Genomic DNA, 18,686 nt, shown 5'->3' with positions numbered 1-18,686 from the left:
CCGAAGGGCATCAGGCCTGGGATTCACGGGCGAGGCGCAGAAGCGACTCGAGGTCGTGTTCGATCGCCTTCGCGAAGAAGCCGGCTTCCGGCGAACTGGCGAAGTCCAGCGTCACCCCGAAGGTCACCTTGTCCCGATAGGACAGTACGGCCACCCCGGACCTGAGCCGCATCGCGATAGGCACGTACGGATACAGCTCCAGTACCTCGCGGCCCAGCAGGCGCAGTGGTTCCACCGGTCCGGGAACGTTGGTGGTGACGGTGACGACGTTGTGCTGGGGCAGGTTCGCGGCCAGGCGGATCGCCCAGGCGATCGGCGCGAAAGGCGTGTGTGCGCCGGCGCCGGTCAGGGCGGCACCTGCCTCCGCCTCCTTGCCGGCCTTCAGCTGGGCGAGGCGTCGATGCACCGCGAGCAGTCTGCCCGTGGGATCGGGGATGTCGACGGGGAGCAGTGGCAGCATGAGCGAGACGCGGTTGTCCAGAGTCTGCGCGTCGCCGCGAACGGAGACCGGAACCAGGGTGCGTACAGAGTCCGGCAGTGGCTTTTCTCCCCGGCGCAGCAACACATCGCGGAACGCGCTGGTGATTGAGGCGAGCACCACGTCGTTCATGGTCACGTCGAACGCGGCACGGATCTCGCCGATATCGGCCAGGGAGGTGCGAGCCACCTCGTAACGCCGTCCGGGCCCGATCGGGCCCGACAAGGAAGACCGTGCGGTGGGAATGAGGGCCGAGGCGAGCGCGGTCAGTCCCTTGGCCGTGTCGGCGATCAGGCGGGCCGCGCGGTTCGGCGACATCACCAGTCCGCCGACGCCGCGGATCAGGTCCACGGGAAGCGAGACGATCTCGCGCGCCGCGTTCAGCAACAAGGCGGCCGTGCCGGGGTCTCGCTCCGGTTCCGTGGCGGTCTTCGCCGGGTCCTCAGCGGAGAACATCAGTTTGAGCAACGCGTTCCCCGCGACACCGTCGACGAGACAGTGGTGCACTTTGGACAGCACGGCCCAACGACCGCCGGAGAGTCCTTCGATGACCCAGAACTCCCACAGCGGATGGTCGCGGTCGAGGCGTTCGGACATCAGGAGCGCGACGAGTTCGCAGAGCGCGTTCTCGTCGCCGGGTACAGGTATCAGGACACGGTGAAAGTGCCTTGAAGCGTCGAATCGGTCGTCGTCGACCCAGACCGGTGGACCGAGGTCCAGGGGAACCCGGTGGATCTTTTGCCGGTAGCGGGGGACCAGCGGCAGCTTCGAGGTGATCACTTCGGCGAAGTCCCCCGGCGGCGGCGCGGGCCCTTCGAGTATCGCGACCGAGGCTATCGAGAGCGTGGTGTCGGAATCGCCGTCTTCGAGTTCGAGGAACGCGGCATCCAGCGGACCGAGTCTGTCCATCGTGGCCTCCCGGGACGGGCAGGCGGATCAGGTCTTGAGCACGGCGCGGCGCGCCTCGAACTCGTCTTGGTCGATCTCCCCGCGAGCGAACCTTTCGTTGAGGATCCGGATGGCCTGGTCGTGGTTCTCCGAGGGCCGTGTGGAGCGGCGCAGGAGGATCATCGACACAGTGATGAGCCCGCCGACGAGCACGAGCACGGTGATGAGCAGCAGCATGCCGATCCAGCCGCCGTCCGCGTAGTGCGAGTACTGCATGTCCGCTCCTCTGGTGTTCAGTGGCTTCGGTAGCGCACGGGATCGGTGACGGGTTTCCCGAGTTTCCCGAGGACTTCCTCCGGGTTCCGGCGAGGCGTCGCGGGCAAGGGATCCGCGTTGACCGGTGCCCAGCCCGTCCGGAGCACCATCTGCGGGAACGTCCCGCCGGTGACGAGATCACGGACCTTGTCGCGGGTACCGGCGAGCTCCAGTGGTTCGGTGAGCGGAGAGGTCGCGAGGCCCAGACTCGTCGCGGCGAGCAGAACCGCGCTCGTGGCCTCGCCGGCACGGAGCCGGGACATCGCGTCGTCCGAGGCGGTGCTCAGCACCAGCAGCACGGTTTCGTCGTTCTCACCGGTCGCGCCTTCCGCCTGGGCGAGCTGGGGCTCGGCGAACGCGCGTCCGGGCAGGGCACCGGGGGTGTCGTCCTGTGCGGGCGTGTTCGCCGAGGGGACACCGTCCGGAGAGAAGTGACGTCCGCTCCAGGCAGCGAGTTCGGTGCGGTAGACCGGGTCATCGGAGTGCAGCGCGGCGGCTTCCTTGATGGCGCCGGCCAGGTGGTAGCGCGCGGAGTCGAGGGCCGAGCGCAGAATGGCGCCTTCGTCGGCGGCGCGCCGGGCCAGGGCCTCGATGTACCCCTGGGGGACACCCCAGGAACTGTGCCTGCGCCTGTCGGTTCGACGGCGGGGGATGGCCGCGGCCAGCTCGATGTCGTCCAGCGTCGGCTGATGTCGGTGAAGTTCGATGGCGGCGAGGTGGTCCGGCTCGGCGGGATCGGGCAGGCGGTGCACCTCGGCACGCCAGCCCAAGGCGGCGAAGCCGACCCGGAGGTGGTGCAGCGCCGCGCCGCAGCTGAGCATCAGGTCCCGGCCGTCCGGATCGGCGCCGCCGAGTTGCCGGGTGCGATCGGCGTAGAGGTGGATCGTCCGGTCCCCGGTTCGCCATTGCCAGGGCTGGGAATTGTGCACCGAAGGCGCGCGGACGGCGAGCGCCACCGCGGATTCGACGGTGAAATCGTCGGGAAGGCCCTGGTCCATCGGAAACCTGCCTCTGAGAAGGGGAAACGGGTCGAGGTTCATGGTTCCCGGCCGGGCGGGGCGCGGTCAGGGTCGGAGGGCCCGGCTCGGCGGGCCGTTCGTTCCTGTTCCCGCCGGCGCGGGGAGCGGAGAGTCGACAGGTCCGCTCCCCGCAAGGAGGCGTCGTCATGAGTTCGTCCGTCCGCGTCGAGACAACACTCGATCCAGGCCTGTCCCGGTGGCTCTGGCTGGTGAAATGGCTGCTGGCGATTCCGCATTACCTCGTGCTCGCGGTGCTGTGGCTCGCGTTCGTCCCGCTGACGATGGTGGCGTTCTTCGCCATCCTGTTCACCGGGCGGTATCCGCGGTCGATCTTCGAATTCAACGTCGGGGTCTTCCGGTGGGCGTGGCGAGTGCACTACTACGCCTACGCCGCGCTGGGCACAGACCGGTATCCACCGTTCACGCTGGCCGACGACCCGTCCTATCCGGCCAGGCTCGAAATCGACTATCCGGAGCGCTTGTCACGCGGATCCGTGCTCGTGAAATGGTGGTTGCTGGCGATTCCGCACTACCTCGTCCTCGGCGTCTTCGCGGGCGGCGGTCTGTGGCTGGGCTGGGGACCCTCCGACGACCGGTACAGCTGGGGAGCCGGTGGTTTGATCGGGATCCTGGTGCTCATCGCCGCGATCATCCTGCTGTTCACCGGGAAGTACCCGAAGCCCTTGTACGACTTCGTGATCGGGATGGATCGCTGGGTCATCCGGGTCGGCGCCTACGCCGCGCTGATGACCGACGAGTACCCGCCGTTCCGGCTGGACATGGGCGGAACCGAACCGGGACGGACCTCGATCTCGCCGGAGACACCGGCTCCGAGCCGGTCCGGTGCGCACTGGTCGCCGGGCAGGATCGTCTCGGTCGTCGCCGGCGTCCTGCTGGGCGCTCTTTCCATGGGCCTGCTCACCGGCGGCGTCACCCTGCTCTGGCTGGACAAGGGCGAACGGTCCGACGACGGTTACCTGTCCGCCTCGTCGACCTACAGCACGGGTACTCACGCCCTGACGAGCGAGCGGGTGCACTTCGCCGGCACTCCCGACGACGTGTTGCTCGCCGAACGTGCGCTGGGCGACCTTCGTATCCGGGTCACCGACCTGGGCTCGGAGAACCCGATCTTCGTCGGTATCGCTCCGTCGTCCGAGGTCGCCCGCTACCTGGAGGGGACCGAGTACGTGACGATCACGGACCTGGCCTCCGGCGCGGTCGCCGTCCATCAGGGCTCGGGCGTCCCGTTGCTCCCGGAGAACGCGGGCGTCTGGACGGTCTCGTCGGCCGGGGCGGGAACCCGCACGGTCGAGTGGCCGGATCAGGCGGGTGACTGGACGGTCGTGGTGATGAACGCCGATGGGTCGCCGGGGGTGAACGTCCGGGCGGAAGCCGGTGCGACCGCTCCGGTGCTCGGCCGGCTCGCGTGGGTCTTCCTGACCGCGGGAATCGTGGCGCTCGCCGCCGCGGTCGTGCTGGTCGCGCTCTCCGTCTCACGCGCTTCCCGGGAGCTTTCCGCAACACGGCAAGGAGAATCCTGATGCGCGCGGTGGTGGTCTTCGAGTCGATGTTCGGGAACACGGAAACCCTGGCGACGGCGATCGGAAAGGGACTGGCGGCGCACACCGGCGTCGACGTCCTCAACGTGGACGAGGCGCCCCGTGACTGGGACGGCATCGACCTGCTGGTCGTCGGCGGACCCACCCACGCCTTGGTCATGACCAGACCGGCGACCCGGAAGTCCGCGCTCGAACAGACCGGACACGGCGTGCGATCGGCCACCGGCCTGCGCGAGTGGCTCGGGTCGTGCGGCAGTGCTCAGACGCGGATACCGGTGGCGGTCTTCGACACGAGGATGGCCAAACCACGCTGGCTCACCGGTTCCGCCGCCCGCGGCGCGGAAAAGGTCCTGCGGCGACATGGCGGCGTTCCGCTCGTACCGTCCGAGAGCTTCTTCGTGGACGTGAGCAAAGGGACCACTGCCCTCCGTGAGGGAGAGCGAGAGCGGGCGGAAGCCTGGGGAGCCGGGCTCGGCCGCCTGCTCACCGCGAAAGCGGGCGGGTGAGCGTCACAGGTGGCTCAGCACGGTGGAGAACATTCCCCGTGGCAAGGGAAAAGACCGGTCGGAAGGGAGTGACATGCATGCTCGTCAAGGTGACTGGCTGGTCATCAAGGGACCGATCGTCGGCAAGACGGATCAGCGGGGACTCATCATCGAGGTCCGCTCGCCGGACGGCTCGCCTCCGTACGTGGTGCGCTGGATACAGGACGACCATGTCTCCACGGTCTTTCCCGGACCGGACGCGGTGATCGTCACCGAAGCCGACCAGAACGCAGCCGACGAGGCTCAACGTGCCCGGCTCCTCGCCGTACAGGAGGCCATCGCCACTCGGCACAAGCCGTGAGCTCCTTGCGCCGTCCGCTCGCGCCACACGACCGGCTGTGGCTGAAACTGGATGATCCGGCGAATCTGATGACCATCACCTCCGTGCTGTGGACGGCGGACGAGGTGACTCCAAAAGGCCTCGCGCGGGTGGTCGCGGACCGGCTGCTCGGCAGATACCCGGTGTTCACCCAGCGACCGGTCTGTGAAGGAGGTGACTGGTTCTGGGAGACCGATGTGGACTTCAGCCTCGACAGGCATCTGACGGTGGGAAGGGTGCCTGCGCCGGGCGCAAGGGAAGAGCTGCAGGAGTTGGTCGCCGCTCGCCGGGCACTTCCCTTCGATCCCGATCATCCCTTGTGGACGATGGAGCTGCTGCAGGGATACGGGACCGGCAGCGCCGTGCTGATGCGGTCGCACCATGCCATGGCGGACGGGATCCGGTTGATCCAGGTACTTTTCGGCCTTCTCGATCCGATCGAGGACGAGGACTCCCGGCCGGTCCAGGTCGGCGGGACGAGGCCACAGGCGCCCGGAGGTTCACGAGCGATGTCCAGGGCCGCCGCGAATGTCGTGGAAATGTTCGGCGGGCTGGGTGACCGGCTGGATCGGGTGGCCGGGCGAGCGGGGCCGCTGGCCCGTGCGGCGGTGGCGTGGCCGGTTCTCGGCCTGACCGGTGTCGCCGGCCTGGCCGGGGCGGTGGGCGAACTGGCGACCTCCACGCTTCCTCGCGGACCGGCGGGGCTACTGAAGTTCCTGGTTTCTCGAGGATTCACCCTGCGGAACACCGCGGGTGGTGTGGTGAAGCTCGCGAGCCCCGCGCGGGCCGATGCGCTGTGGGCCGGGGAGCCCGCCGAGGAGAAAACGGCCGCCTGGGGTGACGCCATCCCGCTCGACCTGATCACGGCGGTGGCGCGCGCGACCGGGACCAGCGTCAACGACGTTTGCGTGGCCTTGGTGATGGCCGCCTTCGAACGGTACGCGCGGGATCGTGACGGTGTCGTGGCGCCGATCGACCTGAACTGGCTTCTCCCGGTGAGCCGGTCGGGGTTCGACGCCGGCCTGCCACCCAGGCTCGGCAATGACTTCGCTCTCGTCCTCGCCGGATTCCCTCTGGCGGAGAAAGGTTTTCGGGAGCGTCTCGACGGCGTGCACCGAAGGGTGCAGCGAATTCGCGAGTCCTACGAGCCGATGCTGACCTTCGGGATCCAGTGGCTCTCGGGTCGTATGCCGGAGAGCCTGTCGGAGCCGCTGACCCGCTTCTTCGCCGGCAAGGCGACGGGGGTGCTGACCAACGTGCCCGGACCGCGTCGCCCGATGGCGCTGGCCGGTGTCCGGGTCGACGGCATTGTCGGGTGGGCGCCGTGCAGCGGGCCTCAGGCGGTCACCGTCTGTGTGTTCAGCTACGCGGGTTCCGTCCACTTCGGATTCGGGACGGACCGGAAACTTCTTCCGGATCCGCATCGCCTGGTCGGCGCGCTCGCCGCGGCGACCGCGGACGCCGCGGTGCTCACGAAGGCGTGAGGGCCGTTGCGCGCGCTGCGATGGCGGCGAGGAGACCACGGGTGGTGAGCCAGGCGGCAGGCCGGATCGAACGCCAGTAGAGGGACGCGGTGCGCCGGGCGGCCGGGTCGGCCACGGTGATCCTCGTTTCGATCGTCACGCGGCAGCCGATTTCGGCCAAGGGATCCACGAGGAAGGCCATCGCGATCGTGCCACCGCGAGCGTGGGCGAAGTCGCGGAAGGTCTCCGGAGTGACTTCGTACCACTCGGGTACGGGGCTCCAGAATCGTCCTGCGGCGCCGAGGACGATCTCCCGTCCAGGTCGCTCGCCGAGCAGGATGCCCTTGCCGCCGAGGAGGATCTCCCCGAGATCGGTGACGTGTCCGTGCGACCGGACGTAGCCGGGAAGATCGCGCGCGCGGAAGAGCAGGCGGATAACCGGGGACTCCAGGTCGGCGTCGCGGAGTTCACCGATCGCGCGATAGGCGGCGGTGGCCGCCGCGCTGAGGAGTAGCTCCTCGGCCAGGATGAAGTCCGCACGCGGTGCGAAGCGGTCGATCAGTCGCGCGTTCACCACGTCCGTGCCTTCGCCGTTCACGACGTCCCGGTCTCGGCGTGTTCGGCGTCCCGCGCGATCGCGCGCAGGGTGGCGCCGTGGATGTTCTTGATCAGCGGTGACGCCACCATCCAGTACCGCCGGAAACGAGACAGGCTCACGGAATCGGTGAGGGTGACCCTGATGTCGTAGGTGAGCAGGCTGTGGCGGTCACCGTAGGAGCGGACGGACAGGGACAGCACGATCTTCCCGTAGCCCGGCTCGCCGAAGCCGGCGAACTCGCCCGCTTCGACCCGGAGCCACTCGCTGAAGTCGGGATCCGGGGTGTAACGGTCAGCCGGCGATCCGGCGGTTTCGGCACGGTTCGTGGTCATCGGCTCCTCCTGGTCCGGGGCGACCAACGATTCGCCGGTCGTGGTGTCCGGGTTAGAGCAGAACGTCCCTCTCCGGACGTGCCAAGGACCTGCCGGACGGGGACGCCGGGCACTGCCCCGCGATACCGCGCCGGGCGCAACCTGGGATGAGCCGAGAGGAAGGGCGGGCGGTCACCGTGTCCGGACGTTGGGGTGGGACCAAGCCGGTGGTCGTCGGCGTCGACGGCTCGGAGTCGGCGACGGAGGCGGTGCGCTGGGCGGCCGGAGAGGCGGTGCGGCGAGAAACCTCACTGAGGCTTGTCCACGCCTATTTTTCGACCGGGGACGACTACCCGAATCTCGAAGTCACCGCCGCGGAAGTGCGTGAGGCCCTACGCGAGACCGCCGTGAAGCGGCTTCGGCTGGCGAAGCTGGCGGCATGGGCGGTCGCTCCGAGTCTGGAGATCGAGACCGAGGTGCGGGAAGGTGATCCTCGGCCGGTGCTGATCGACGAATCGAAACACGCACTCGTGCTCGCCGTCGGTACTCGTGGTCTGGACGGCGTCGGCCGGTTGGTGCTGGGTTCGTCCGCCCTCGCCGTGGCGGTCCACGGGCGGTGCCCGCTGGTGGTCGTCCGCGGCGCGCGTTCGCGGTCCGGGCCGGTCGTGGTGGGTGTCGACAGTTGGCAGGCCTCGGCGTTCGCCGTGCGCTTCGCCTTCGAGGAGGCGGCGCGACTGGGGACGTCGGTGACCGTGCTCCGGACCTGGAGTGACCTGAACCTCGCCGACTCCGTGACCGTGCAGGACGCCGAGCGGCAGGCGCTGGAGACGAAGGTGGCGACGGTCGCGGACTGGTTCCCCGGCGTCCCCTTCGACTGTCTCGTGGTCCGGGGAAGACCGGCCAAGGTGCTCAAAGAGTACGGCGAACGGGCCGTCCTGATAGTCGTCGGCACCCGGGGCCGGAACGCGTTCACGGGACTGCTTTTCGGATCAGTGAGCCAGGACCTGACCGGCCGCGCACCCTGCCCGGTCGCCGTCGTCCGGTCCGATGTCGTGCTTCTCGGCGCCGCCGGGACAGCGGAATCGCTTTTGCTGGAAGGAGATGGGGCATGAACGACGTCGAAAGCGCCCGCGCCGCACGAGAGGCGCGTCAGGCGATAGCCGCGGGCTCGGGATCTTCACGGTCTTCGGCCGAGCTCGCCGAAGCCGCGATGAGGCGGTACTTCGCCGCCGAGTCCTACCGCGAGCACAAGCAGGAGGAGCCCGCCGAGGAAGACGAGGAAGTGCCGTCGTGACCGGAACCACGGTCGGCGACGTCATGACCCTAGGCGTCCACTCGGTCCGCAAGTCCACGCCGATCGCCGACATCACGAGGATCCTGGCCGGCCGGGGCATCAGCGCCGTTCCGGTCGTCGATCACGATCGTGATGTCGTGGGTGTCGTGTCCGAGGCGGACTTGTTGCTGAAGCAGGCCGAAGGTGCATCTGTCGTGCGGGCGGCCGAGGACGTGATGACGGCTCCCGCGGTGACGGTCGAAGCGGACAAGCCTCTGCAGGAGGCCGCGAGGCTGATGGTGGGGCACCGGGTGAAGCGACTGCCCGTGGTGGATCGCTACGGGAAACTCAGCGGAATCGTCAGCCGGGCCGACCTGGTCCGGGCTCTCGTCCGCACCGACGCGGACATCCGTGGAGAAGTCGATCAAGACCTCTTGGTGTTGATCCGGCGACCGTCTCGAGGCCAGGTCCGCGCTCAGGTCACCGACGGCATCGTCACCTTGACGGGAACGGTCGAACGCCGGAGCCAGTCCGTCCTCCTCGACGCGTTGATCCGCCGGGTGGCCGGAGTCGTGGACGTCATCGACCGGGTGGAGTACACGTGGGACGACGAGGCGAACAGGCCGGCCGGGTGATCCGGGGGCGCCCGTCCAAGGAGGCCCTGCTCCTCGGCGGGGTGACGGCGTTGCTCGCCGCGGGCGGGCTCGCCAGGCTCTCGGGACCGGCGCCGGCCGCGGTGTTGTGGGCCGCCGCCACGGTCCTGATGGTCGTCCCCGCCACGGTCTGGGTGCTCGCCGACCTGCGGGCGGGTCGCTGGGGCGCCGATCAGCTCGCGATACTCGCGCTCGTCGGTGCCGTCGCGGTCGGGGAGTACCTCGCCGGGGCGATCATCGCCACGATGATCGCGACCGGCCGTGTGCTGGAAGCCGCGGCCGAGCGCCGGGCGGGCCGGGATCTGTCCGCTTTGCTGGCCAGGGCACCGACGTCGGCCCATCTCCGCCGCGGCGACACCGACGACGCGCCGGTGGACACGGTTCCGGTCGGCGACGTGCGCTCGGGCGACCGCGTGGTCGTCCTGTCCGGTGAGGTGGTGCCGGTGGACGGGATGGTGCAGGGGGAGGGGACATTCGACGAGTCGGCCTTGACGGGCGAGGCGGAACCGGTCCTGAGGACGGGCGAGGCCGTGCGCAGCGGCGTGGTGAACGCCGGCCCGGCCGTCGACCTGGTGGTCACCGCTTCCGCTGAAGCCAGCACCTACGCCGGTATCGTCCGGCTCGCGGAGCAGGCGGCCTCAGGCACCGCGCCGATCGCCAGGCTCGCGGACCGGGTCGCCGTCTGGTTCCTGCCCGCCGCACTGGCCATCGCCGGCCTGGCGTGGGCGTTCAGCGGAGACCCTGGCCGTGCGGTCGCGGTACTCGTCACCGCGACGCCCTGCCCGCTCCTGCTCGCCGTACCCGTCGCGATCACCGGCGGCATGTCACGGACGTCGCGTTCGGGGGTCGTGGTCAAAGACGGGGCCGCACTCGAACTTCTCGGTCGCGTAAGGATCTTGGCGATGGACAAGACCGGCACGGTGACCGCCGGACGTCCCGAGGTGATCGCCGTGATGTGCGCCCCAGGCGATACACCGGAGCGTGTACTCGCGCTGGCCGCCGGCGTCGAGGCCTACTCGCCGCATGTGCTCGCGGGCGCGGTGGTGAGGGCCGCCCGCGCTGCCGGTGTCAAGCCCGCGGCGGCCCGCGCGGCGACGGAGACTCCCGGCCAAGGAGTCGAAGGTGAAGTGGACGGGAAGTCCGTCCGGATCGGAAGGCTGCCGGAGGGCGACTTGCCCGCCTGGGCGCGTAGTGCGGTGCGAAGGGGGCGGCTCGACCTCGCGACCGTGTTCTGGGCGCGGGAGAACGGCCATCCCGTCGCCGCCTTCCTCGTACGCGACAAGCTACGGCCGGACGCGGTCCGCACGATCCGGCGGCTGCGCGCGGCAGGCATCGCGAACATCGTGCTCCTCACCGGTGACCGCGTCGACAACGCGGCGGAGGTGGCCGCTCTGCTCGGACTCGACGGAGTACGTGCGGGATGCGATCCCGCGGACAAGATCGCCTTCGTCCGCGCCGAAAACGAACGCGCGGTGACCGCCATGGTCGGCGACGGGGTCAACGACGCCCCCGCCCTCGCGGCGGCGAGTGTCGGGATCGCCCTGGGGTCGCGCGGCTCGACCGCCGCGGCGCAGGCCGCCGACGCGGTGATCGTCGACGATCGCATCGACCGGCTCGCCGACGCCGTGGACATCGCCCGCCGGACGAAACGCCTCGCGGCCCAGAGCGCGGGAATCGGTACCGGCCTGTCGGTGCTGGCCATGCTCGCGGCGGCCGGTGGCTGGCTCGTACCCGTCCTCGGCGCCCTCGTCCAGGAGGGGATCGACATCGCCGTGATCGGAAACGCACTGCGGTCCCTGGCCGCTCCGTTGTCGTCGAGGCGCCGTCGCGCGCCGGACAGCTTGTTGCGGAGGTTCGAGGGCGAGCACGAAGCGCTGCTTCCGGCCCGTTCCGCTGTCCGCCGGGCTGCAGACGCCCTGGCGGAGGGCGGCGGCCCAGGAGTCGAAGACGCTGTCCGGCACGCGTACCGGTTGCTCGAAGACCGGCTGCTGCCTCACGAACTGGCCGAGGAAGAGCAGCTCTACCCGGCGCTGGCCGAGGTTCTGGGCGGCCCCGAAGGAACCATGACGATGAGCCTGGAACACGCCGAGATCGAGCGGCTCGTGCGCCGATTGCGGCGGCACCTGGACGAGGCGCCGGACGGGATCCAAGCCGACCAGATCGACGATCTGCGGGCGACGCTCTATGGCCTGGACGCGATCCTGACCCTGCATTTCGCGCAGGAGGAAGAAGCCTATTTCACCTTGAGGTGACCGAGCGGCGGCACCTCGCGCGCGAGTTCCGGGTCGTGAGTGGCGATTCGGGTTAGAACCCGAATCGCCACTCACGACCCGCAGTCCCTTCCCCTGGGACGCACCGGGACGTTAACCCGGGACAAGGCCGGACTCGTCGGTGTCGGATATCGAAGGCGTCACCAGCGAATCGGCCCATCTCAGGCGCTGACGTGACCCGGCGGGGGACGAAGTCCCGTCGGACCGGGACCTTGGACGGCAGAGGGCGAGGAGTACTTCCGGCGAGCATGGCTCAGGGAAACAACCGTCCGGAGGGAACCCATGAGCTACGTGCGCGACTTGTCGGCTGTCGACCTCGCCGACGCGGAATCTGCCGGCGGCAAGGGAGCCAACCTCGGTGAACTGATCGCGGCCGGGTTCGAGGTCCCGCCAGGGTTCGTCATCCTGCGCGAGGCGTATCTGGCGTCCCTGGAGGAAGCCGGAGTCCGCCACGAGGTGGCCGAGCTGCATGCCGAGGCCATCACGGCGGCGGACGATCCGGAGCGGCTCGCCGCGCTGTGCGATCTGCTGCGCGGGCTGATCCACCGGGCCGGGATGACCGGGAAGATCCTCGCGGAAGTGATCTCCGCGTATCACGGGCTCGGTCAGGACCTGCCGATCGCGGTGCGATCCTCGGCGACAGGAGAGGACGGCGCGGAGGCCTCTTTCGCCGGGATGAACGCGAGTTTCACCAACGTCTGGGGCGACGACGCCGTCCGCGAGCGGATCGTGGACTGCTGGGCGTCGTTGTTCTCGCCCCGAGTGATCGGCTACCGGGCGAGCCGCGGCTTCACCGGTGAACCCGCGATCGCGGTGGTGGCGCAACGGATGATCCCCGCCGACCGCGCCGGCGTCATCTTCACCGCGGACCCACGCTCGGGTGATCGGGACCGGGTCGTGATCGAGGCGGTGTACGGGCAGGGCGAGGCGATCGTGTCGGGCTCCGTCGAACCCGACACGTACCTGGTGTCGAAGGAGGGCCTGCGGCTGCTCTCGGCACGGGTCGGCAGCAAGAGCCACAAGATCATCGCGGAGGTGGGCGGGGGAGACGTCAAGGTCGCTTTGACCCCGCAGGCCGCGGGGCGCCGTGTGCTCGACGACACGATGGTCCTTGAGCTGGCACGGCTGGCCACCCGAGTAGAGGATCACTACGGCTGTCCGCAGGACATCGAGTTCGCTTTGGTGGGCAAGGAGATCTGGATAGTCCAGTCCCGGCCCGTCACGACTCTTCCGCTCGACCGGGAGCGGCCGCCGGATGTGCTGGTGACCGGTCTGGCGGCCTCGCCGGGCCTCGGTGGCGGAACGGTGCGGGTGCTGCACGACCCGGCAGAAGGCGGGCAACTGCGTGACGGCGAGGTACTCGTCGCGCCGATGACCAACCCCGACTGGGTCCCCGCCATCCGCCGGGCGTCCGCGTTGGTGACCGACGGCGGCGGGATGACCTGTCACGCCGCCGTCGTGGCGCGTGAACTGCGGGTCCCGTGCGTCGTCGGCACCGGTGACGCGACCCGGGTTCTCGCGGGGCGCGGTCAGGTCACCGTCGACGGCACGGCCGGCGAGGTGCGGGCCGGTCTCGTTCAGGCGCCTGCTCGTGCCGAGCCCGTGGTGACGACCGCGGCGCCGGAGGCGATCGGCACCAGGTTGTACGTCAACCTCGCCATGCCGGACCACGCCGAGGAGGTGGCCGCGCAGCAGGTGGACGGCGTCGGCCTGCTCCGGGCGGAGTTCTTGCTGACCGAGGCGCTCGGCGGGCGGCATCCCCGCGACCTCATCGCGAAGGGCGAGGAAGAATCCTTTGTGGACGCGATGACCGAGTCGTTGCTGAAGATCACCAAGCCGTTCGGCTCCCGCCCGGTCGTGTACCGGGCGACCGATCTGCGGAGCAACGAGTTCCGCGGGCTGGCGGGCGGCGAGGCCTACGAGCCGGTGGAGAGCAATCCGATGATCGGCTATCGAGGCTGCTTCCGCTATGTACGGGAACAGGACCTGTTCGACCTCGAACTGCGGACCCTGGCCCTGGTCCGGGAGCAGACACCGAACCTGCACCTGATGATCCCGTTCGTCCGCACCAAATGGGAACTGGAGGCCTGCCTCGAACTCGTCGACGCGAGCCCGCTCGGCAGGCAGCGCGGACTGCACCGCTGGATCATGGCCGAAGTCCCCTCGGTGGTGCACTGGCTCCCCGAGTACGCGGGCCTCGGCATCGACGGCGTCTCCATCGGCAGCAACGACCTGACCCAGCTGGTCCTGGGCGTCGACCGCGATTCCGCCGTCTGCGCGGAACTGTTCGACGAAGCAGACCCGGCCGTACTCGCCACCATCGACGAGATCGTCACCACGGCACGAAACCTCGGCCTCACCTCGTCGCTGTGCGGTCAGGCGCCGTCGTCCAAGCCGGGGTTCGCCGAACACCTCGTGCGGTTCGGGATCACGTCGATCTCGGTGAACCCGGACGTGATCGACACCGCGCGGTCCGCGATCGCGGCGGCCGAGCGCCGAGTGCTCCTGGACGGTGCGCGATGAACGCGATCGAGATCCGCGGCCTGCGCAAGACGTTCGGCCGCGTCAAGGCACTGGACGGGCTGGATCTGACGGTGACCACCGGCGAGGTGCACGGTTTCCTCGGCCCGAACGGGGGCGGGCAAGACGACGACCCTGCGGTTGCTGCTGGGCCTGCTGCGGGCGGACGGTGGCGAGATCCGGTTGCTGGGCGGCGATCCCTGGCGTGACGCCGTGTCGTTGCACCGCAGGCTGGCCTACGTGCCCGGCGAGGTGTCGTTGTGGCCGACGCTCACCGGCGGCGAGGTGATCGATCTGCTCGGCAGGCTTCGCGGCGGAATCGACATGCGACGGCGTGAGCGCTACCTCGAACTCTTCGACCTCGACCCGACCCGCAAGGGCCGCGCTTACTCCAAGGGCAACCGGCAGAAGGTCGCGGTCGTCGCGGCACTGGCGTCGGACGCCGAACTGCTCCTGCTGGACGAACCGACCGCGGGTCTCGATCCCCTGATGGAGGACGTCTTCCGCGACTGCATCCGGGAGGAACGTGCCCGCGGCCGGACGGTACTGCTGTCCAGCCACATCCTCTCCGAGGCGGAGGCGTTGTCCGACCGCGTCAGCATCATCAAGGGCGGACGGACGGTGGACACCGGAAGCCTCGACGAGCTCAGGCATCTGACCCGGACCTCGCTCACCGCGCGGCTCACCGCTCCTTCGGCCGGCCTGTCGTCGCTGACGGGTGTCCACGACTTCAGCCAGGACCGGGACACGGTCCGGATGACGGTCGACAACGCCGGTCTCGACGCCGTGCTCTGCGCGCTCGGCCGCTGTGGTGTCCGGAGCCTGACGAGCCAGGCCCCGACGCTGGAGGAGCTTTTCCTGCGCCACTACCGGAAGACGCCGGAACCGGTGGAGGTTCAGTGATGGGCACTCTGAGCGGAACAGGGGAGCTCATCCGTCTCGCCTTCCACCGCGACCGCGTCCGTATTCCACTGTGGACGCTCGCCTGTGTCGTGACGACGGCGGGGGCGGCGGCCGCCACCGCCGACCTGTACCCATCGGAACGGGAACGGACCGTGTTCGCCGAAGGGGTCAACGCGGTTCCCGCGCTGGTCGCCTTCTACGGCCGCATTTACGATCCATCCTCGCTCGGAGCGGCCGCGGTGCTGAAGCTGACCGGTTTCGGTGCCGCGCTGGTAGCGCTGCTGATGATCTTCACCGTGGTTCGGCACACCCGCGCGGAGGAGGAATCCGGCAGGCTGGAATTGATCGGCGCCGGAGCGCTCGGCAGGCACGCCGCACTCGCGGCCGGCCTGGTCGTCGCCGCGACGACGAGCCTGGCGATCGGGGTCCTCACCGCCGTGGGTCTCATCGTCGCGGGATTGCCGGTGGCCGGGTCTCTCGCGCTGGGCCTGGGCTGGACGATGGCGGGCTGGGTGTTCGGGGCGATCGCCGCGGTCACCGCGCAGCTCAGCCGGACCGCACGGCTGGCGACCGGCGGCGCCGCCTCGGTTCTCGGTGTCACCTATCTCGTGCGGGCGGTGGGGGATTCGGGGCCGGAATGGCTGTCGTGGTTCTCTCCGATCGGCTGGGTGCAGCAAATCCGCCCGTTCGCCGGCGAACGCTGGTGGGTGGCGCTGATCTCGGTGGCGGTCACCCTGCAACTCGCGCTGGTCGCCGTCCGGCTCGGCGACCGGCGGGACATGGGCGCCGGGGTGCTGGCCGAACGGCCCGGCCCCGCCCGAGCGGGCCGGAGTCTGCGCGGGACCGGCGGCCTGCTGTGGCGACTGAATCGCTCGACACTGCTCGCGTGGACCTCGGTCTACCTGGTGCTGGGACTGGTGCTCGGAAACCTCGCGAACGGCATCGGCCGTTTCCTGGACAACCCGAAGGCCGAGCGACTGATCACCGCGCTGGGCGGGCAGCAGGCACTGACGGACGCCTTCTTCGCCGCCGAGCTGGGCATCTCGGGCGTCATCGCCGCCGTGTACGCGATGTCGGTCGTGGTGCGCCTGCACAACGAGGAGCAGGCTCTACACGTCGAGCAGCTACTCGCGACCCCGGTGACGCGTACCCGCCTTCTCGCCGGTTACGTCCTGCTGGCTGTGGCCGGGAGCGCGATTCCCCTGGCCGCGGCGGGGCTGGGTGCAGGGCTCTCGTCCGGCCTGCAGACCGGACGGCCAGGCGCCGACATCGGCCGCTTGACGGCGGCGGCCCTGGTCCAGTTGCCGGCGGTCTGGGTGCTCGCGGGGCTGGCCTGTGCCTTGTTCGGCTTGCTGCCGCGGCGGCTCGGAGCGGTGTGGGCGGTACTGGCCGCGATCGTCGTCGTCGGCGAGTTCGGCGTGGTCTTCGGCGTTCCCCAAGCGATCCTGAATCTTTCGCCGTTCACTCACCTGCCGAGCCTTCCCGGCTCGACGGCCGGGATCACCGCGCTTCCCTGGCTCGTTCTGCTCGCCGCCGGGCTGACCGCGCTGGGGATGGCGGGATTCCGCCGCAGGGACATCGGAACTTCCTGATTTCGGAAAGGAGTCTCAATGAACAATCGTCGTCGAGTCCGGACGGTTGGTGGATGACGAAGGCCGCGTCCTGGGAGTCGTCTCCCCAAAGGACCTGCTCACGCGGGAATCCGAGCACTCGTTCCTGAAGTTCCGGCCGAAGTTGCGGCGCAAGGTCCAGGGAACCAGCGCGGGCGAGCTGATAAGTCGGCCCGCGGTGACCGTCGAGCAGGACGCCGGAGTCACCGAGGCGGCGAGATTGATGGAAGACCACCGAGTGCACCGGCTTCCGGTCGTCGACGACGAGGCGAGACTGGTCGGCATCGTCGGCAGGTCCGATCTGCTGCGCGGCTTCCTGCGAACCGACACCGAGTTGAACGAAGAGGTGCGTACCGGCGTGCTCCTGCGGTCGATGTCTCTCGATCCGAACACCGTCTCGGTGGTAATGCACAACGGTGTCGTGACCGTCGGCGGCGAGGTGGAACGAACGAGCATGATCCCGGTGATCGTCGCGCTCATCCGCAGACTGGACGGCGTGGTGGACGTCCCCGAGCGGCTGACCGCGGGACTGGATGACGGGCATCTCCCCATCGAGGAGCCGGTCGGCACAGGCGTGCTCGACTCCCTGAAACGACGCGCCTGAGACGACGAATCCGCCTCTCTGCCCACAGTGGACAGAGAGGCGGATTCGTCTTGTTCAGTTGCGGAAGAGAGCGACCTTGAGTGCGTCGCTGTCCTGGGGACGAGCGAAGACGTCATAGGCCTCCTCCATCTCCTGGAGGCCGAACCGATGTGTGATGAACCGGCTCGTGTCGAGCCGTCCCGCCGCGAGCATGCGCAGGAGCATCGGCGTGCTCGACGTGTCCACCAGGCCGGTGGTGATAGTGATGTCGCGGATCCAGAGATCCTCGAGGTGCAGCGTCGCCGGCGCGCCGTGGACTCCGACGTTGGCGACATGGCCTCCCGGCCGGACGAGCCTGGTGCACAGTTCGAAGGTCTCCGGTATCCCGACAGCCTCGATGGCGACGTCCGCGCCCAGGCCGCCGGTGAGTTCCGCGATGACCGTCGCGGGATCCTCTCCGGGCTGCAGGACGACGTCCGCACCGAACGTCTTCGCCGCGGCGAGACGGCTGGGTTCCTTGTCGATGACCACGACCGAACTCGGGCCGAACAACTGGGCGGCGGTGATCGCGGCGAGCCCGATCGGCCCGGCGCCGACGATGGCCACGCAGTCACCGGGCCCGACCCGCCCGTTGCGGGCGCCGACTTCGTACGACGTCGGCATGATGTCGGCGAGCATCAGAGCCGCCTCATCGGCGATCCCCTTCGGCAGGACGTAGGTCGAGGTGTCGGCGAACGGCACGCGGACGAACTCCGCCTGGACGCCGTCGATCCGGTGACCGAGGATCCAGCCGCCACCGCCGAGGCACTGGCCGTAGACCCCTTTCCGGCAGTACTCGCATCTCCCGCAGGCGGTGATGCACGAAATGAGCACGCGGTCGCCCGGCTTGACCGCCGTCACGGCCTGGCCGACCTCGGTGACCGTCCCGACGGCTTCGTGCCCGAGGATCCGGCCGTTGTTCACGGCCGGGACGTCGCCCTTGAGGATGTGCAGGTCGGTGCCGCAGATGGTGACCGCGTCCACGCGGACGATCGCGTCGGTCGGAGCGGCGAGTGCCGGTTCCGGCCGGTCCACCCAGGCTTTCCGTCCCGGGCCGTCGTAAACCAGCGCCTTCATGTCTTCCTCCTCCACAACGGGAATTGCGCCTGTGAGCGTCTCCCCGATCCGGACGGCCGCCACAGTGCCGAAGGCCCCGGCGCTCCGAGACTTCGGACCGCATCCGGCGCCGCCGGTGCGGACCTAGCGTTGGTGAGAGTTTCCGAACGCCGAGGTCGTCCGGCTGACGGAAGCGGAGGTGGAGACCGGACGCGAACCTGAGGCGTGGCGGAATCCCCGTATCACGTTTGCCTGCAAGGTAAATGGTGTGTCGCGAGACGGAG

17 protein-coding genes and 1 pseudogene are annotated in these 18,686 nt (G+C 69.3%); 12 read left to right on the top strand and 6 right to left on the bottom strand.

Annotated elements, in window-relative coordinates; translation table 11 throughout:
* Positions 1-10: 10 nt before the first annotated feature.
* The 3 genes from AMYAL_RS0132165 to AMYAL_RS0132155 are packed head-to-tail and all read right to left on the bottom strand — an operon-like array spanning position 11 to position 2,679.
* Entirely contained in the window at positions 11-1,387 is a 1,377-nt protein-coding gene (locus AMYAL_RS0132165; protein ID WP_020635402.1) for a wax ester/triacylglycerol synthase family O-acyltransferase, read from the bottom strand.
* A gap of 27 nt (positions 1,388-1,414) precedes the next feature.
* Complete coding sequence (locus AMYAL_RS0132160; RefSeq protein ID WP_020635401.1) at positions 1,415-1,642, bottom strand: SHOCT domain-containing protein; 228 nt, start codon at positions 1,640-1,642, stop codon at positions 1,415-1,417.
* Positions 1,643-1,659: 17 nt separating this feature from the next.
* On the bottom strand, positions 1,660-2,679 hold the full coding sequence (locus tag AMYAL_RS0132155; protein WP_020635400.1) for an Acg family FMN-binding oxidoreductase: 1,020 nt from the start codon (positions 2,677-2,679) through the stop codon (positions 1,660-1,662).
* 167 nt (positions 2,680-2,846) lie between these two features.
* On the opposite strand from AMYAL_RS0132155, the gene AMYAL_RS0132150 reads away from it, so the two are divergent.
* From AMYAL_RS0132150 to AMYAL_RS0132135, 4 genes are all read left to right on the top strand, one after another.
* On the top strand, positions 2,847-4,241 hold the full coding sequence (locus AMYAL_RS0132150) for a DUF4389 domain-containing protein (RefSeq protein WP_020635399.1): 1,395 nt from the start codon (positions 2,847-2,849) through the stop codon (positions 4,239-4,241).
* On the top strand, positions 4,241-4,765 hold the full coding sequence (locus AMYAL_RS0132145; RefSeq protein ID WP_020635398.1) for a flavodoxin family protein: 525 nt from the start codon (positions 4,241-4,243) through the stop codon (positions 4,763-4,765). The genes AMYAL_RS0132150 and AMYAL_RS0132145 overlap by 1 nt, the downstream gene beginning before the upstream one ends.
* A gap of 73 nt (positions 4,766-4,838) precedes the next feature.
* Positions 4,839-5,105 carry a DUF1918 domain-containing protein gene (locus AMYAL_RS0132140; RefSeq protein ID WP_020635397.1) on the top strand — a complete coding sequence of 89 codons (267 nt, stop codon included), beginning with the start codon at positions 4,839-4,841 and terminating at the stop codon, positions 5,103-5,105.
* Complete coding sequence (locus AMYAL_RS0132135; RefSeq protein WP_020635396.1) at positions 5,102-6,607, top strand: WS/DGAT domain-containing protein; 1,506 nt, start codon at positions 5,102-5,104, stop codon at positions 6,605-6,607. Before AMYAL_RS0132140 ends, AMYAL_RS0132135 begins: the two co-directional genes overlap by 4 nt.
* Here AMYAL_RS0132135 and AMYAL_RS47900 read toward each other — a convergent pair.
* Entirely contained in the window at positions 6,594-7,163 is a 570-nt protein-coding gene (locus AMYAL_RS47900; protein ID WP_143267855.1) for a hypothetical protein, read from the bottom strand. The two genes, AMYAL_RS0132135 and AMYAL_RS47900, sit on opposite strands and share 14 nt — an antisense overlap.
* Positions 7,164-7,180: 17 nt before the next feature.
* Complete coding sequence (locus AMYAL_RS46570; RefSeq protein ID WP_020635394.1) at positions 7,181-7,516, bottom strand: hypothetical protein; 336 nt, start codon at positions 7,514-7,516, stop codon at positions 7,181-7,183.
* 146 nt (positions 7,517-7,662) lie between these two features.
* On the opposite strand from AMYAL_RS46570, the gene AMYAL_RS0132120 reads away from it, so the two are divergent.
* From AMYAL_RS0132120 to AMYAL_RS46560, 8 genes and pseudogenes are all read left to right on the top strand, one after another.
* Positions 7,663-8,607, top strand: coding sequence for a universal stress protein (locus AMYAL_RS0132120; protein WP_051137577.1), 945 nt, complete (start codon positions 7,663-7,665; stop codon positions 8,605-8,607).
* Positions 8,604-8,789 carry a hypothetical protein gene (locus AMYAL_RS0132115; RefSeq protein WP_020635392.1) on the top strand — a complete coding sequence of 62 codons (186 nt, stop codon included), beginning with the start codon at positions 8,604-8,606 and terminating at the stop codon, positions 8,787-8,789. Before AMYAL_RS0132120 ends, AMYAL_RS0132115 begins: the two co-directional genes overlap by 4 nt.
* Entirely contained in the window at positions 8,786-9,403 is a 618-nt protein-coding gene (locus tag AMYAL_RS0132110) for a CBS domain-containing protein (protein ID WP_020635391.1), read from the top strand. The genes AMYAL_RS0132115 and AMYAL_RS0132110 overlap by 4 nt, the downstream gene beginning before the upstream one ends.
* On the top strand, positions 9,370-11,673 hold the full coding sequence (locus AMYAL_RS0132105) for a heavy metal translocating P-type ATPase (protein WP_020635390.1): 2,304 nt from the start codon (positions 9,370-9,372) through the stop codon (positions 11,671-11,673). The genes AMYAL_RS0132110 and AMYAL_RS0132105 overlap by 34 nt, the downstream gene beginning before the upstream one ends.
* A 300-nt stretch (positions 11,674-11,973) precedes the next feature.
* Positions 11,974-14,214: a phosphoenolpyruvate synthase gene (gene ppsA / locus AMYAL_RS0132100; RefSeq protein WP_020635389.1), complete on the top strand. Its 2,241-nt coding sequence runs from the start codon at positions 11,974-11,976 to the stop codon at positions 14,212-14,214.
* Positions 14,211-15,114, top strand: a pseudogene (locus AMYAL_RS46565) (ABC transporter ATP-binding protein). Before ppsA ends, AMYAL_RS46565 begins: the two are co-directional and overlap by 4 nt.
* The gene (locus tag AMYAL_RS0132090; protein WP_020635387.1) at positions 15,114-16,706 is read left to right on the top strand and encodes an ABC transporter permease; all 1,593 of its coding nucleotides are present in this window, start codon (positions 15,114-15,116) and stop codon (positions 16,704-16,706) included. Before AMYAL_RS46565 ends, AMYAL_RS0132090 begins: the two are co-directional and overlap by 1 nt.
* Positions 16,707-16,755: 49 nt before the next feature.
* Complete coding sequence (locus AMYAL_RS46560) at positions 16,756-17,328, top strand: CBS domain-containing protein (RefSeq protein WP_020635386.1); 573 nt, start codon at positions 16,756-16,758, stop codon at positions 17,326-17,328.
* 54 nt (positions 17,329-17,382) lie between these two features.
* On the opposite strand, the gene AMYAL_RS0132080 is transcribed toward AMYAL_RS46560, so the two are convergent.
* Positions 17,383-18,423 (bottom strand): zinc-dependent alcohol dehydrogenase family protein, encoded by a 1,041-nt coding sequence (locus tag AMYAL_RS0132080; protein WP_020635385.1) that lies wholly within the window; start codon positions 18,421-18,423, stop codon positions 17,383-17,385.
* Between the last annotated feature and the right edge of the window lie 263 nt (positions 18,424-18,686).

The organism is Amycolatopsis alba DSM 44262, assembly GCF_000384215.1.
Lineage (GTDB): Bacteria > Actinomycetota > Actinomycetes > Mycobacteriales > Pseudonocardiaceae > Amycolatopsis > Amycolatopsis alba.
This window is presented reverse-complemented; position numbering and strand designations above follow the sequence as displayed.

Excerpts from the sequence above, each read along its gene's own strand:
- AMYAL_RS0132165 (WP_020635402.1), bottom strand. The coding sequence starts at position 1,387 with ATGGACAGACTCGGTCCGCTGGATGCCGCGTTCCTCGAACTCGAAGAC.
- AMYAL_RS0132160 (WP_020635401.1), bottom strand. The coding sequence starts at position 1,642 with ATGCAGTACTCGCACTACGCGGACGGCGGCTGGATCGGCATGCTGCTG.
- AMYAL_RS0132155 (WP_020635400.1), bottom strand. The coding sequence starts at position 2,679 with ATGGACCAGGGCCTTCCCGACGATTTCACCGTCGAATCCGCGGTGGCG.
- AMYAL_RS0132150 (WP_020635399.1), top strand. The coding sequence starts at position 2,847 with ATGAGTTCGTCCGTCCGCGTCGAGACAACACTCGATCCAGGCCTGTCC.
- AMYAL_RS0132145 (WP_020635398.1), top strand. The coding sequence starts at position 4,241 with ATGCGCGCGGTGGTGGTCTTCGAGTCGATGTTCGGGAACACGGAAACC.
- AMYAL_RS0132140 (WP_020635397.1), top strand. The coding sequence starts at position 4,839 with ATGCATGCTCGTCAAGGTGACTGGCTGGTCATCAAGGGACCGATCGTC.
- AMYAL_RS46570 (WP_020635394.1), bottom strand. The coding sequence starts at position 7,516 with ATGACCACGAACCGTGCCGAAACCGCCGGATCGCCGGCTGACCGTTAC.
- AMYAL_RS0132120 (WP_051137577.1), top strand. The coding sequence starts at position 7,663 with ATGAGCCGAGAGGAAGGGCGGGCGGTCACCGTGTCCGGACGTTGGGGT.
- AMYAL_RS0132115 (WP_020635392.1), top strand. The coding sequence starts at position 8,604 with ATGAACGACGTCGAAAGCGCCCGCGCCGCACGAGAGGCGCGTCAGGCG.
- ppsA (WP_020635389.1), top strand. The coding sequence starts at position 11,974 with ATGAGCTACGTGCGCGACTTGTCGGCTGTCGACCTCGCCGACGCGGAA.
- AMYAL_RS0132090 (WP_020635387.1), top strand. The coding sequence starts at position 15,114 with ATGGGCACTCTGAGCGGAACAGGGGAGCTCATCCGTCTCGCCTTCCAC.
- AMYAL_RS0132080 (WP_020635385.1), bottom strand. The coding sequence starts at position 18,423 with ATGAAGGCGCTGGTTTACGACGGCCCGGGACGGAAAGCCTGGGTGGAC.